Consider the following 14932-nt stretch of genomic DNA (forward strand, 5'->3'; position numbering starts at 1 on the left):
CGACGCGCGCCCAAGCCCTTATGCCGCCTGGACAGACCACTTCTGACGGGGGCTAACCGCCCCTCCAATGCGTGGATCGGGATTTGGCGGGCCGGATCAGGGGCGGACAGCCTGCCAGGATGATCGACGAGCACGCGGACGTGACCTGGGAACGGGAACTCGACGGCCTCTTCCTGCGCATCGGCCACCGCTTCGGCCGTGCGGACCTGCGGCGCCGGATGCGGGACTACGTACGGGGTCTCCTCGCTCCTGTCAGCCGTAAAAACGGCTGGCAGTTGGCCGAGTTCGCAGGTCACCGCACCCCCGACGGCTTCCAGCGGCTGCTGAACGGGGCAAACTGGGACGCCGACGACGTCCGCGACGACCTCCGGGCATACGTCGCCGAACACCTCGGCGAGGACGGCGGGGTGCTCGTCGTCGACGACACCGGCTTCGTCAAGAAGGGCACCGCCTCCGCCGGGGTGCAGCGGCAGTACTCCGGCACCGCCGGCCGCACCGAGAACTGCCAGATCGGCGTCTTCGCCGCCTACGCCACCACCCGCGGCCGCGCCTTGGTTGACCGGGAGCTCTACCTGCCCAAGTCCTGGACGGACGACCGCGAACGCTGCCGGGCGGCGAAAGTCCCCGACGACCGCGGCTTCGCCACCAAGGGCGAGCTCGCCAAGCGCCTCATCCTGCGAGCCCTCGCCTCCGGCCTCCCCCTCGCCTGGGTGACCGCGGACGCCGCCTACGGGCAGGGGGGACGCTTGCGCCGCCTGATCGAGCAGTCCGGCCCCGGCTACGTGCTCGCCGTGCCCAAGTCCCAGCAGGTCTTCGGCCCGCGTATCGACTACCTGTTCGCCCAGGTGCCCGACGAGGCGTGGGAGACGCTCTCGTGCGGTGACGGCGCCAAGGGACCGAAGCACTACCACTGGGCGGCACTGGAACTGCGCACGGTGGTGGATTTCGACTACCAGGGCGAAACCCCCGTCCGCCGGCGCTGGGCACTGGCCCGCCGCAGCATCAGCAAGCCCGCGGAGATCGCCTACTTCCTCGCCTACGCACCGCGCGAGACCACCGTGGCCGACCTGGTCCGGATCACCGGAATGCGCTGGCAGACCGAGGAGTGCTTCCAGGCCGCGAAGAACGAGTGCGGCCTGGACCAGTACGAGGTCCGCCGCTACACCGGTTGGTACCGGCACACCATCCTGGCGATGCTCGCCCACGCCTACCTCGCGGCCATGGCCGCCGACGCGGCGGCAAAGGGGGGTGCAGAAACCCTTCCGGCACCCTGGCCCCGCTCACCGTGGCAGAAGTCCGCCGGCTCCTGGCACTCCACCTCGGCCCGGACCACCAAACTTGCCGGTCGTCGCTTCGCGCGCACGCTCTGAACTGGTCACACTGGTGCCGCAGACACCAGGCCGCCTCCCACCGCTGCCACTACCAGCGACGACTCCACGCGTTGGAGGGGCGGTCAAGCCAAACCGCCCCTGAACCACAATCAGGCCACTACACTCCCGACGGCGCCTTTGACCAGGCCAGATAGCGAAACGCTGCTGGAGTACTAACCCACGCAGCGCTCGCCAGTCTGATAACTCAACGCCAAGCACCTCCACGCCCCCAATCTATCTGTTGGGCCTGGTCCATAAGGGGGATACAGCCGGTATGGCGCTGTTGCACCGCTGACGTCCTGCATAGGGGGTGATGGGGACGGCTGAGGCATGCGCGGCATGCGGAAGTACGGCTCCGCCCGAAGGCCGTACCAGCAAGCGACGTCTGCTGGCTGCGGCATTGCTGACCGTCACGGCGGCTACCGTGCTGCTGCTCAGCAGCGGAACGGGGGCGCTCGCCCTGGCTTTCGCCGGACAGGTGCCCTTGAAATCAGCGTTGCCGAGGTCGATGTCGAGGGTGTGTCGGTGACTCCAGGCGTCTCCAGTGGGCTCCGTCCCACGTTCCTCACCCAGGCCGAGCGTGCCACGCTCCATGGCGCCTGTGTGAAAGCGACTCCGGTACTGCCGGTGATCGGAGCCGTGACCGTCGCCATCACCATCGACCGTGCCACCGTCGGCGGTGTCAAGGTTGAGCCTGCGGCCATCACCATCCGCAAAGTAGGAGGTGGCGGCGTGAGTATCCGGGTACCGGGCTCGTCGGGTACTGATTCCACCGACCTGTTCACCCTTGGTGCCCGTCACGTCGGCGGCGAAGGCCTCACCATCCGGCCCAACGCGGTAGCTGTCGGCACCCTCACCATCCAAGCAGTGGCCCTGGACGCCTGGCGTGGGAAACACGACTGCCGCGCGTCGGCTTCGGGGGCGGCTCCCAGCGATCCCAGGACGGCCCCTACGGAGGAATCGTGAAAAGGGCTGTGCTCCAGAAGGCCGGAGTCCGGCGTCGGTGGCGGACATGGCGTAGGACTCGCCCGTTCTACGCAGGCCTGCTGATGATTGCAGGTGCCACGGTCCTGGTAGCCGTCTCCTGGGTGGACCTGGGACTGCTACGGCTGACCGGTACGGCCGGCGCCGCCACCTGGACCATCAGCACCCTGCTGACCGTGGCAAGGCTGACGACTTGGACCGGCAGCAGCCGACGCCACTTCACCGGCGGCCTTGCCGTCCTCCTCGCCCTGTGCAGCCTGATCACCGCCAACCTCGGCGGGCTTCTCCTCGGTTTCTTCTTCGCTGCCACCGGAGGCTGCCTGGCCCTGGCCTGGACACCGCTGCCGCAGGTACCACTCACCGAATCCCGCCCCGAGTCGTCCGGACGTCCCCATGACCGACTGTTCTGGAGACGCGTCATGACAACTGGTTCCTGCCGGAGCGACCGCCCGTCGCGTAGGCGTACCGTGACGAGGCGGTTTTCGTATGGACGGCCGAGAGCAAGCAACCGCCGCCTGTCCCGTACCGTCGCACGCCGCGCCGGACTCCTCGTCTGTGGGGCGCGCGGTATCGGCGTAGAGCTACTGCTCTGCGGGCTCGCGGCTTCGCCGGCCGGCTGGACGATTCCGTGCCATCGGCGGTGTGCGTGCTGACGGCCATTACCGGTGGAACCGGTTTCCTCGGTGTGCATCTGGTGCGCGAGCTTCTCCTCCGCGGCCACCGATTGCTGCTGCTGGCCCGCCCCCACCCGGTGCCGGCGCACGTGCGGGTCGAGCGGTTCCTGCGCGCCTCCAGCTCCGGCGAGCACGAGATCCGCAGGGCGTCCGCCCTGCTGGAGACGGTGGAGACCGAGCTCACCAGACCGCTGCTCGGGCTCGGCCGTGAGAGGTTCCAGCGCCTGGCGGACCGCATCGACGCGCTGTGGCACTGCGCCGGCGAGATTTCCTTCTCCGCGACGCTGGAGGAGGTCCGCAAGGTCAATGTGACCGGCACCCGCCATGTCCTGCAACTGCTGACGAGGGGAGAACGAGCCCCTGTTCTCTATCACTGCAGCACGGTCGCCGTGGCGGGGGCCCGGCCCTCCGGAGTGGTGCGGGAGGAGATACCGGACGACTCCTTCGGCTTCAACTCCCCGTATGAGCAATCGAAGTTCGAGGCCGAAGGTCTTGTACGCCGCTGGGTGGAGGAGCACGGTGGCCGAGCCGTCATCGTGCGCCCCAGTGGCCTGATCACCCACCGCCCCGCGTGTCCGGAGCGGCCCGACCATCCCCTGAGGACGTACGTGCGGGCGCTCGCGGCTGTTCTACGACTGCATCCCGAGCTGGCCTCCCGCGGAGAGCCACTCGTCTTCCCGGCGGCTCCGGGTGCCCGGGTCAACCTGTTGCCGGTGGAGTACGCCGCGTACGCCATGGCCGAGCTGCCGTCCCGGTGTCCACCCGCGGATTTGCTGATCTACCACCTGGTCAACCGCCATTATCTGCCGGTCACCGACCTGGCCACTGTGCTTTCCGACCACTTCGGCATACCCGTACGACTGCACCCGCGGCTCCACGGCCCGGTCACCCCGGAGGCGCGGGAGTACGCGCGGCTGCTGCCCATGTACGCCGCCTGGCACACCATTTCCCGGACCTACGACGACCGCAATCTCACGGACCTGGGACTGGCCTACCCCGGGCAGCCCCCGATCGACAAGGACTACCTCGCGCTGGCCCTGCGCTGACTCCCCTCGGAACGCAAGGGTGCCGACTCTCCCCACTGACATCAAGGAGACCTCGTGACCGCGCGCCCCACCCCCCGCCAGCCCCATCCGCCGATCGCCGTCGTCGGTGCCGCTTGCCGTCTTCCCGGCGGGATCAACGCGCCGGACGGGCTGTGGACGGCTCTGGAGGAGGGGCGGGACCTGGTGACTCAGGTGCCCTCCGACCGCTTCGACGCTTCCCGCTTCCTCGACCCCGACCCCACGAGGGCCGGGAAGACCTACACCACGGCCGGCGGATTCCTCGACGACATCACCGGGTTCGACGCCGGCTACTTCGGTATCTCGCCCCGCGAGGCGATCCGCATGGATCCCCAGCAGCGGCTGCTGCTGGAGATGGCCGTGGAGGCGCTGGACGACGCGGGGATCGCCGCCGACCGGGTCGCGGGCTCCGATGCCGCGGTCTTCGTCGGCTCCGCGGGCACACCTCATCTGGGACTGCTGGGCATGCTGTTCGAGGAGACCGACGCCTACACGATGACCGGAGGGACTCTCTCCATCATCGCGAACCGGCTCTCGCACGTCCTGGATCTGCGGGGGCCGAGCATGGCCGTGGACACGGCCTGCTCGTCGGCGCTCGTGGCCGTGCACCAGGCGTGCGAGGCGCTGCGCGGCGGGCGCAGTCGTATGGCACTGGCCGGCGGGATCGGCCTGGTGACGGATCCGCTTCCCTACATCGGGTTCTCCAAGGCGTCCATGCTCTCGCCCACCGGCCGGTGCCGCACGTTCTCCGCCGAAGCGGACGGGTTCGTCCGCGCCGAAGGCGGCGGTCTGTTCCTCCTGAAGCCGTTGGCGGACGCCCTGGCCGACGGGGACCGGGTACACGCGGTGATCCATGCGAGCGGCGTCAATGCCGACGGCCGCACCCAGGGACTGGCCCTGCCCAGCAGCGAGGCCCAGGAAGCGCTGCTGCGCAGTGTCTACGAGGGCGTGGGCATCAGCGCCGACGAACTGGTGTATTTCGAGGCGCACGGCACCGGTACCCGGGCCGGTGACTCCGCTGAATGCCGGGCCGTGGGCCGGGTGCTCGGCCGGTCACGTACGGTGGGGCCGCTGCCCATCGGGTCGGTCAAGAGCAACCTGGGGCATCTCGAGGCGGCCGCCGCGGTGCCCGGTTTGTTGAAGGCCCTCCTGGTGCTGCGCCACGGGCGGATCCCGCGGACCCTGCACGCCGAGCCGCTCTCGACGGACATCGACTTCCCCGGGCTCGGGCTGGAGCCCGCGCTGCGGATGATGCCGTTGCCTGCCGGTACCGGGCGCGGCCTGGTGGGGGTCAACTCCTCCGGCTTCGGCGGGGCGAACGCGCATCTGGTGCTTGGCCCCGCGCCGGCCGACGGCGGCGCCGGGGAGGCCACCGGTGTCCGGCAGGGCACCGGCGCCCTGCCGGTGATGGTCTCGGCCCGCTCGGAAGACGCCCTGACGGTCGCGGTCCAGCGGATGGCCGACCACTTGGAGGACACCGCGCAGGACGCCTTCTACGACACCGCCTACACCGCCTGCTGCCGGCGCACGCCCCACCCGTACCGCGCCGCGGTCCTGGCCCGCACCCCGCAGGAGGCCGCTGAACGGCTGCGGCTGTGGGCCTCCTCACTGTCGCTGCCTCCCGCACCTGTCACCGGTCACGGCCGCCCGGGCGGGACGGCCTTCGCCTTCTCCGGCAACGGATCGCAGTGGCAGGGCATGGGCGCGGACCTGCTGGAGGAGGAGCCGGCCTTCCGCGCCGCCGTCGAAGAGGCCGACGCCGCGCTGGCGCCGCTGCTGGGCCGCTCGGTGATCGAGGAACTGACCGCGCCCGCGGACCGCTCCCGCATGGACCGCACCGAGATCGCCCAGCCCGCCCTGTTCGCCGTCCAGCTCGGTCTGGTCGCCGCCCTGGCCGAGCGCGGGGTGCGGCCGGATCTGGTGCTGGGGCACAGCGTCGGCGAGATCGCCGCGGCCCACGTCGCCGGGGCGCTCGACCTCACCGCCGCCGCCCGCGTGGTGGCCGAGCGCAGCCGGCTGCAGGCCACCACCGCCGGCAGCGGCCGGATGGCCGCGCTCGGCCTGCCCGAGGAAGAGGCCCGCGCCCTGCTGCTCCCCTACGACGGGCAGTTGGAGATCGCCGCGGTCAACAGCCCGCGCGACGTCACCGTCAGCGGCCAGGCCACCGCGCTGGCCGAGCTGGGGCGCCGACTGGAGGACACGGAGGTCTTCTTCCGCCCGCTGGACCTCGACTACCCCTACCACAGCCGGCACATGGACGGTCTCGCCGAGCCTTTGGAGGCTGCGCTGGGCGGCCTGCGACCCGCGCCGTTGCGCCTGCCCTTCGCCTCCACCGTCACGGGTCTGCTGTGGGAAGGACAGGACGGGGCCCGGCTGGACGCGGGGTACTGGTGGCAGAACGTGCGCCGGCCGGTGCTCTTCGCCCAAGCCGTCGCCGCGGCCCTGGAGCACGGCCGTACCGCGTTCGTCGAGATCGGACCGCATCCGGTCCTCAAGACCTACCTGCGACGGGCCGGCGAGACCGCGCCTCGCGCAACCGCCGTGCTGCCCACCCTCCAACGCCACCGCCGCGGCCCGGACGCGCTGGACGAGACCGTTGTCGGACTTCTGGCCGCCGGAGCCGGTGACCGGGAGTCGTACTTCCCCGTCCCCGGCCGGGTCACCGATCTGCCGTCCTACCCCTGGCAGCGCGAGGACCACCCCCTGCCGCCGCCGCAGACGCGCACCCGCACCTGCGGGGACGGCACACTCGAGCACCCGTTGCTGGGCGAGCGCGCCGCGTCCCTCGAACCCGGCTGGCACCAGCGCATCGATCCCGCCCGGTTGGCCTGGCTCGCCGACCACACGGTGGACGGATCGGTGCTGATGCCCGCCGCCGGCTACATCGAGATGGCCCTGGCCGCCGGCACCCGCGTGTTCCAAGCCCCCGTGGAGGTCACCGCACTGACCTTCCAGCCCCTCACCCTGCCCTGGCAGGACCCGGACATGAACATCTGGCTGCACACCTCGCTGTCCGACGAGGACGGGCTGCTGCGCGTGGCCGCCCGCGACGGCGGCCCCGACCGGCCCTGGCACCTGCACGCCCGCGGCCGCGTACGGCGCCTGTTCGGCACACCCCCGCAGCCACCGGGCGCCCCGGCACTCGGCCACGGCCTCTCCCGTCACCTCGACGCGGCGCAGATGTACCGGCATGCCCGGCGCATCGGACTGGACTACGGGCCTTCCTTCCGAGTCCTGCGCGACGTGCGCACCGACGGCACCCGCGTCATCGCCCGCTACCAGGCCGACCACCCGGACACCACCGCATACCTGGCCCACCCGGCCATCCTCGACGGCGCCCTCCAGGCCGGTGCCCCCCTCCTGGAGGCCACGGCCGACAGGGCGTTCCTCCCGGCCGCCATCGATGAGGTCCGCGCCTGGCGCCCGGCCACCGACACCGGCCACATCCACGTCCACAAACGGGCGGCCACCAGCCGCGAAGTGGTGTGGGACATCAGCGTGACCGACGGCGAGGGCACCGTCTGCCTGGAACTCCTCGGCTGCCGCCTGCGCGGCTTCGACACGGCAAGCCGCCCATCGCCGGCCACCTACATCACGGAGCTGCGTCTCGCCCCGCGCCCCCGCACCCCCATCACCACGGCGCCGCCCCCACTGGACATCGTCAGGCCGATCGTCGACACCTTGTCCCCCACCCAGGAGGAAGTCCGCCGTGGCGCCGCCATGTTCGCCGACGTCAAACGGCTGACCGCGCGCTACGCGCACCGGGCACTGACCGAGATCGTGCCCGGTCGCACCGCGGTGACGTGGGACGACCTGACGGCCGCCGGCGTGCAGCCCGAGTACCGTCCCCTGCTCGACGTCCTGGTGCTCATCGCCCAGGAGCACGGCCTTCTCACGGGCGCGGACTCCTTCCGTGCCGGAGGCACCTGCCACCTGACCGGCACATGCGACGGTCAGTCGGCCGGCCTGCTCACCAGGAGCCTGCTGCGCGGCCCGGAAGCGGCTGTCTTCGGCCTCTGCGGGCAGCGACTGCCCGACGTTCTGACCGGGCGCTGTGACCCTCTGGAGCTGATGTTCTCAGAGGCGGGCCGGCCCTTGACCGAGCAGATGTACACCTCATCGTTCCTGAGCGTCACAAGCCACCGGATCCTGGCCTCCTGCCTCCGTGCTCTGGTCAACGCCTGGCCCGCGGACCGCCCGTTGCGCGTGCTGGAGGTCGGGGCCGGCACCGGCTCCACCACCGCGGCCGTTCTGCCGCACCTGCCACGCCGGCGCGTCCAGTACGTCTTCACCGATATCTCGGACGCCTTCTTCCCCCGCGCACGGGCCAGGCTCGCCGCCTACGACTTCGTCGAATACCGCGCCCTGGACCTCGACCGCGATCCCACCGAGCAGGGTTGGCACGCGGGTGCCTTCGACATCGTCATCGCCGCCAACGTCCTGCACGCCACCAAGGACGTACGCGCCTCTCTGCGTCACCTGTCGTACCTGCTGACCGACGGTGGCCAGCTGCTCGTGGGGGAGACCAATGACGTGAGGGCCCTGGCCCTGGTCTTCGGACTCCTGAAGGGCTTCTGGAACCGCACGGACCTTCATGACCGCCCCGCCACGCCCCTGCTTCCGGCACGGCGCTGGCATGAACTGCTGCTGGAGTGCGGTTTCGCCGAAACCCTGTTTCCCAGTGCCTTCGGGCGACTGGACGAAGTGGCGTCGGCCTTCCTCGCCCAGCGGGTCCACCGCACCGCCCCCGTCCCGCACCCCCCGGCCCTCCAAGCGCCGCCCCGATCCCACTGGATCGTCGCCGCCGACCCCTGCTGCCCGCTCGCGCCCGAGCTCGGCAAAACCCTCACCGCGGCGGGTGCCACGGTGCGGCTCAGCGGGTCAGGAGTCGGCGACGGCGTCGGAAGTCCGCCCGCCGACGCCTCGTCGGTGACCGCCGTGCTGTTCGCTGACACCTCGCCTGATGCGGCAACGGTCACCGCGCGGGAGGCCGTCGCCCGTTCCACGCGGTACGCGGCCGCGCTCAGGGCGTTCGTCACCGCGACGGCCCACCTGCCCGCCACCACCGCCCGCCGCCTGTGGCTGGTAGCACCCGCCGAGGGCACCTCCCCAACCCCCGAGCCCACGACCGTGGCCGCCGCGGCTGCCTGGGGCGTGGCCCGCACCCTGGCCAACGAACACCCCGCTGTCACCGTCCGGCGGCTCGCCGTGGACCTGAACGGCGGTCCGAGCGCGGCGGTCCGTCGGATCGCGGGCGAACTGCTCGCCCCCGACGACGAAGACGAAATCATCACCACGCGCCACGGCCGCTTCGTCCCCCGCCTGAGCGAGCGGACGCCCCTGACGGCGGACACCGCACCGGCGGACGGAAGCGACTACGCGCTGTACGTCCGGCAACCGGGCCCTCGCCACCACCTGGTCTGGCGCCCGGAGGGGCCACCGGCTCCGCCTGGCCCCGACGAGCTGACCATCCAGGCCCGCGCCTGTGCCCTCAACTACCGTGACGTTCTTCAAGCGCAGGGAATGCTGCCACCGCAGCTCGCCCCCGAAGACAGCCGGGAGCACCCGGTCGGCTACGAGTGCGCCGGCATCGTGACCGCCGTAGGCGAGCGGGTGACCGGCTTCACCCCGGGTAACCGCGTCTACGCCGTGGCCCCCGCGGCCATGCGCTCGCACCTGACCGTCGACCACCGCCAAGCCGGTCTCATCCCGCACGGCATGGACTTCGCCGAGGCCGCCACCCTTCCCCTCGCCTTCCTCACCGCCGAGTACAGCCTCGGCCACGTCGCGCGCCTGGCCCCCGGACAGACCGTCCTCGTCCACGCGGCGGCCGGCGGCGTCGGACTGGCCGCCCTCCAGTACGCGAGGCATGCCGGTGCCAAGGTGATCGCCACCGCCGGCACACCGCACAAACGCAACCTCCTGCACATGCTGGGCGTCGAGCACGTCGCCGACTCCCGCGGCCTCGACTTCGCCGAGCAGGTCCTCGCCGCCACCGGCGGCCGCGGCGTCGACATCGTCCTCAACTCACTCAGCGGTGAAGCCGTCACCCGAAGCCTGGAACTGCTCAAGCCCGGCGGGCACTTCATCGAACTGGGCAAACGCGACTTCTACAGCAACGAACGCCTCCTGCTGCGACCCTTCCTCGAAGCACTCTCGTTCACCGCCGTGGACCTCAACCAGACGGTCATCAACGATCCGCGAACACTGGAGGGACATTTCCGCCGTGTCGTCGAGGGCGTGACAGCAGGCGCCTTCGGCCCGCTTCCGCACTGGGTGCAGCCGGCCCGCGACGCAGGGCAGGCGTTCACGCTGATGCAGCACTCCCGCCACATCGGCAAACTCGTCATCACCCTCGACGAGCCCCCGCCACTGACCGCACGCGAAGAGCCACCGCAACTCGATCCGTACGGAACCTACCTGGTGACCGGCGGTCTGGGCGGCTTCGGCGCCGCCACCGCGCGATGGCTCGCGGAGCGAGGTGCCCGCCACCTCGCCCTGGTAGGCCGCCGGGGCACCGGAACACCCGGCGCACCGGAACTGCTCACCTCCCTGCACGACCAGGGCGTCAAGGCCACTGCCTTCGCAGCCGACGCCGCCGACATCGAGGCCATGCGCCGCGTCTTCGACCAGGCCGACGCACAAGGACATCCCGTGCGGGGTGTGGTGCACGCCGCCATGCACCTCGACGACGCCCCGCTGGAGGATCTCGACGACGAGCGTGTCCAGGCGGTCCTGAGCCCCAAGATCGGCGGTGCCCTGGTTCTGGACGAACTGACCCGTGGGCGCGAACTCGACCTCTTCGTCCTGTACTCCTCCGCTACCACCCTCGTCGGCAACCCGCACCAGGCGCCTTACGCCGGTGCCAATCTCGCTCTGGAGGCCCTGGCGCGCGCCCGGCGACGACGCGGAGAACCGGCCCTTGCCGTGGCCTGGGGCAGCATCGGTGAAACCGGATACGTCGCCCGCATGAAACTGGACAACTTGATCGAAGGGAAGGGGCTGGCGCTTCTTTCCCCCCGCGAAGCGCTCACCCGGCTCGGCCGGCTTCTCACCAGCGGTACGGAGGCGGTTGCCGCCGTCGTCAGGATGCGGTGGGACGCCCTGCGCTCGTACAGCCTCACCGCCGACGCCCCGCGACTGTCCCTCCTCGTCAAGCCGGTCGAGGCAGTGGCCGGGCACAGCACCGAGGAGCTGCGCCGCCGGCTGGCCTCCCTCCCACCTCAGGAAGCCCACGCCCTGGCCTCGCGTGCCCTCGCCGAACTGATCGCCACCGTCTTGCAGACCACGCCCGAGCGCGTACCCGCCGACCGCCCCCTGGGCGATCTCGGTATGGACTCCCTGATGGCCGCTGAGCTCACCGTCAGCATGCAACGGCAGTTCGGTTGTGAGATCTCCTCCCTCCAGACCATCGCCAATCCCACACTCACCACGCTCGCCGACTTCGTCCTCAAGCAGCACGCCCACCGGCCGTCGGCAGTCGCGAGGGCCGCCCGGACCGACGGTGTCCAGCGGAAAACGCTGCCCGTCACCGGATGACGAACGCGGCCGGGGCACCTCGTCGGTGCGACGACGCCCCGGCCGCTCTACGATCCGGCCCCGCCCCGAGGGAAGGCCCACCGTGATCCCGCGCCCATCCAGCGGCCCCGACGCGCCCCACGTCCTCCGCCTCCCGGAGAACCTGCGGCGGCCTCACGCGGCAGTCCGCCTGTACTGCATTCCGTTCATCGGCGCATCTGCCGACTTCTACCTTCCACTCGCCCACGCGCTGCCGGGCTGGGTCGAGGCTCGACCTGTCGAGCTTCCCGGCTACAGCACGCGCAGGAAGGGCTCCGGTGTCCAGGACGAGCGCACCGTGGCCGATGACCTGACCGATGTGATCACCACGGACATCGGGGAGCACCCGTTCGCGCTGTTCGGCCACTGCAGCGGCGGCCTGGTCGCCTTCGAGACCGTCCGACGCCTCGAACAGAGCACCGGACACCGGTCTCGCCTGCTGGCGGCCTCGGCGATCTGGCCCCCACCGCTGGTGAATGCACGGGTGAGTTCGCTGACCGTCCGGCAACTGCACCAGCTGAGCATGGAACTCGCCGGCCAGCGCGCTCTGCGTCAAGTGACCGTCAGAGCCGTCGCCAAACGGGACTTCCTCTTCCCCCTGCGGTACCGCTACCAGGATGGCGCACCGGTGACCTGTCCCATCAGCGCATTCACAGGACAGGACGACCCGATCGTCCCGCCGGAATCCCTGCACGGATGGAGCTCCATGACCCATCACCCGACACGTAGCCGCATCTACCCGGGTCGGCACTTCTGGCTTACTCGCCACTGGCCGGACCTGGCGCGGAATCTGGCCCACGACCTCGGCGCAGCAGTCCGCTGAACCACCGGACGTTGAGGACGCGTACTTGCCCGAGGAGTGGGCCGTCCCACGCACCGACCGGACCTGCGCCGCCTCTCTTGCACTGAGCCGTCCTCGTAGCGGATCCACACCGTCGGCGTCTTCCCCGGACGACGAGCGCTCGCCGTGCTCTGTACGGCCATATATGCACGGTACGAAGCACGGCGACTGCGGGCTGGGGAAAGTCCGGAACCGACTCCGGCAGGCGGGCGAGAGTGCGGATGAACCTGCTGATCAGCGGATTCGCGGCCCGCAGGCGTTTGTTGTAGCCGGACTGCCCGGACAGGTAGGGGAATTCAACTGTCAGGTGGACGCGGGCGAACTGCAGCCAGCGGGCCTCGGAGACGAACCCGAGCAGGGCCTGCATCACCGCCAGCGTCAACAGCTCGGCATCGGTCAGGCTCGGCGGGCGGCCCCGCCAGCGCGACCTGCCAGAGAGTCATCGATAGTGACGTACAGTGCAGTCGCGAGGGTTTCGAGGTCTGTCGTCACAAACGGATCAACGAGACCCTCGCTTCGGTGATTAGCCAACCGACCACCCGGAGCACCGCTCTCGGGCAGCAGCGGGGTGACCAGTCTCCACTGAGCGTTGGTCAGTTCATGCCGACGCACATGCACAGCCCCTGCCCGGAACCGCAGCAGATCCACCACCCGGGCAAGAGCCATCAGATACTGCCTAGTGCTGTGACCGCATGGGTTCGGCGGGTCGCTCGTTGTGCTGGTGGGAAGGCACGACCAGTAAGGGGCGGGGATGGCGTCACCAGTCAGGGTTCGTCGGCTGGCCGAGCAGGAGGGACAGAAGCTCCAGCGGATCGTCCGGCGACCAGAGCCCTGCACGCCTACCTGCGCTGGCGCAACCAGAACGCCCGCCACCCCGCTGTTCTGGCCGCCCAACGGCGCGAACGCGCACGTGTCCGCAGCGAGAAAGGCATCCGCTGGGGCGGCCGGCCTGCGCTCATGACGTGATGGACTCGCCCGTCACGGCGCTCGCGGTCGCCCAGGCACGGAACCGCGTGAGGGCTTCTGCCAGATTGCCGGGCCCACAGGCCACGTGGAACGTCTTCTCGGACGTCCAGGCCATCACCCAGTCGCGCTCACCCCGAATGACTTCCTCTCGGGGATACGTCCTGTCCGCCAGGTCCGTCTCCTCAAGATCAATCTTGACGGCCCAGCCAGGGTTGTCGAGCGTCTCGATCAGCACACCCCATGCGTGCTCCCAGTCACCATCGCACTGTGAGCCATACCAGCTCTGCAACCAGTCAAGGACGGGCTCGGATTCGGACATAGACGCAGATGCTATGCGAACCGCCGATGAACCAAGGAGCCGGTGAACCTTCACGGTCACAGCACTAGCCGACGAGGGCGCCGGTGCGGATCACGGATTTGGCTTCAGCCGATGGCGGAGAGGACCTGCGCCATCGCCGCGTAGCTCTTCTCCAAGCCTTCCCTGTTGCCGAGGCGGTGGCGCTCCAGGCGGATGGCCCCGAGGTGGCGGGCTTCGTAGATCTTCGAGCGCCACATCGCGGAGTCGGACTGCTCCAAGCGGCCATACGTCTCCCAGAACGCTTCTCGCTCGTCGGGCTTGGCCTTGGCCATGCGGATGGTCCAGTCAGCCGCCGGATCGCCCCACAGGGTGCGGTCGAAGTCGAGCACTCCGCTGAGTGTGGGCAAGGGGGCCGACGCCTCCAGAAGGCAGTTGATGGTCCAGAAATCGCCCGAGAGGAGACGGGGTTCGGTGATCTCGTCGAAGGTGGACCGGTGCTGATCGACCACGTCTGCGATCTTGCGTAGGTCGGTAGCGTCCAGCCGGGCGGCGTCGAGGTCGGCGGCGATGTCGGTGAAGGAGGCGGTAAGCGCTTCGCTCCAGGTGCGGTAGCCGGGGCCGGTGAGGGGACCGAAGTGCGGGCCGCGGACCGCGTGCACGGCATGCGCGACGCCGCCGAGCTGCCGGAAGAAGCCCGTCCAGACGGATCGCGGGTAGGTGCCGAGTTGCTCGGCGGCCGGGACGCCGAGCAGGAGTGTCTGGACCATGACGTCCCGGCCGATCACCTCGTGGGTGAAGTCGGCGGCGATGAGCCGGGGCATCAACGGGGCGATCGGAGCGAGGTAGGGCAGGGTCGCGTACTCGTTGCGCATCAGGGCACGTTCGCTGCGGTACTGCTGGTGCGGCGGGGGTGCGAGGCGGAGGATGACCGGCCGGTCCTCGCCGCTCAGATGCACGCGCAAGGTGGTGTTGTACATGCCGCCGCCGAGCTCGACGGCGGCGGTGACCTGCGTGTCGCTGCCGAAGGAGCGGCGGCAGATGGCCGCGATTTCCTGGGGGGCCGGCGGCTGCTGGAAGGCGCCGGGCGGGCGCGGAATCGGCTGGTAGTCCATGAACGGGGTGCTCCTGGGCGGGAGGGCCTGCCGAGGCACCGTACCGCGCGAGCTGGCAGGCCGGGG

General features: G+C 70.4%; 8 protein-coding genes and 1 pseudogene. 7 read left to right on the forward strand and 2 right to left on the reverse strand.

Annotated elements, in window-relative coordinates; all coding sequences use genetic code 11:
• The first annotated feature begins 119 nt into the window (after nt 1-119).
• From ACH4PU_RS22280 to ACH4PU_RS22310, 7 genes and pseudogenes are all read left to right on the forward strand, one after another.
• Nucleotides 120-1370 (forward strand): IS701 family transposase, encoded by a 1251-nt coding sequence (locus ACH4PU_RS22280; protein ID WP_398274639.1) that lies wholly within the window; start codon nt 120-122, stop codon nt 1368-1370.
• A gap of 639 nt (nt 1371-2009) precedes the next feature.
• A complete protein-coding gene (locus tag ACH4PU_RS22285) occupies nt 2010-2336 on the forward strand; it encodes a hypothetical protein (RefSeq protein WP_398274642.1) in 327 nt (108 codons plus the stop codon).
• A gap of 8 nt (nt 2337-2344) precedes the next feature.
• Complete coding sequence (locus ACH4PU_RS22290; RefSeq protein ID WP_398274645.1) at nt 2345-3007, forward strand: DUF6114 domain-containing protein; 663 nt, start codon at nt 2345-2347, stop codon at nt 3005-3007.
• The gene (locus ACH4PU_RS22295; RefSeq protein ID WP_398274648.1) at nt 3001-4074 is read left to right on the forward strand and encodes an SDR family oxidoreductase; all 1074 of its coding nucleotides are present in this window, start codon (nt 3001-3003) and stop codon (nt 4072-4074) included. Before ACH4PU_RS22290 ends, ACH4PU_RS22295 begins: the two co-directional genes overlap by 7 nt.
• 54 nt (nt 4075-4128) lie before the next feature.
• Nucleotides 4129-11631 (forward strand): SDR family NAD(P)-dependent oxidoreductase, encoded by a 7503-nt coding sequence (locus ACH4PU_RS22300; RefSeq protein WP_398274651.1) that lies wholly within the window; start codon nt 4129-4131, stop codon nt 11629-11631.
• Nucleotides 11632-11713: 82 nt separating this feature from the next.
• On the forward strand, nt 11714-12472 hold the full coding sequence (locus tag ACH4PU_RS22305; protein WP_398274654.1) for a thioesterase II family protein: 759 nt from the start codon (nt 11714-11716) through the stop codon (nt 12470-12472).
• 840 nt (nt 12473-13312) lie between these two features.
• Nucleotides 13313-13456 (forward strand): annotated as a pseudogene (locus tag ACH4PU_RS22310) (IS630 family transposase); the annotation flags it as partial.
• Here the strand turns inward: ACH4PU_RS22310 and ACH4PU_RS22315 are convergent.
• Together ACH4PU_RS22315 and ACH4PU_RS22320 are read right to left on the reverse strand one after the other, a co-directional pair.
• On the reverse strand, nt 13446-13775 hold the full coding sequence (locus ACH4PU_RS22315; protein WP_398274657.1) for an immunity 53 family protein: 330 nt from the start codon (nt 13773-13775) through the stop codon (nt 13446-13448). The pseudogene ACH4PU_RS22310 and the gene ACH4PU_RS22315 overlap by 11 nt on opposite strands.
• A gap of 104 nt (nt 13776-13879) precedes the next feature.
• Nucleotides 13880-14866 carry a phosphotransferase family protein gene (locus tag ACH4PU_RS22320; protein WP_398274660.1) on the reverse strand — a complete coding sequence of 329 codons (987 nt, stop codon included), beginning with the start codon at nt 14864-14866 and terminating at the stop codon, nt 13880-13882.
• Nucleotides 14867-14932 lie beyond the last annotated feature (66 nt).

The organism is Streptomyces sp. NPDC021100 (assembly GCF_044333095.1).
GTDB lineage: Bacteria > Actinomycetota > Actinomycetes > Streptomycetales > Streptomycetaceae > Streptomyces.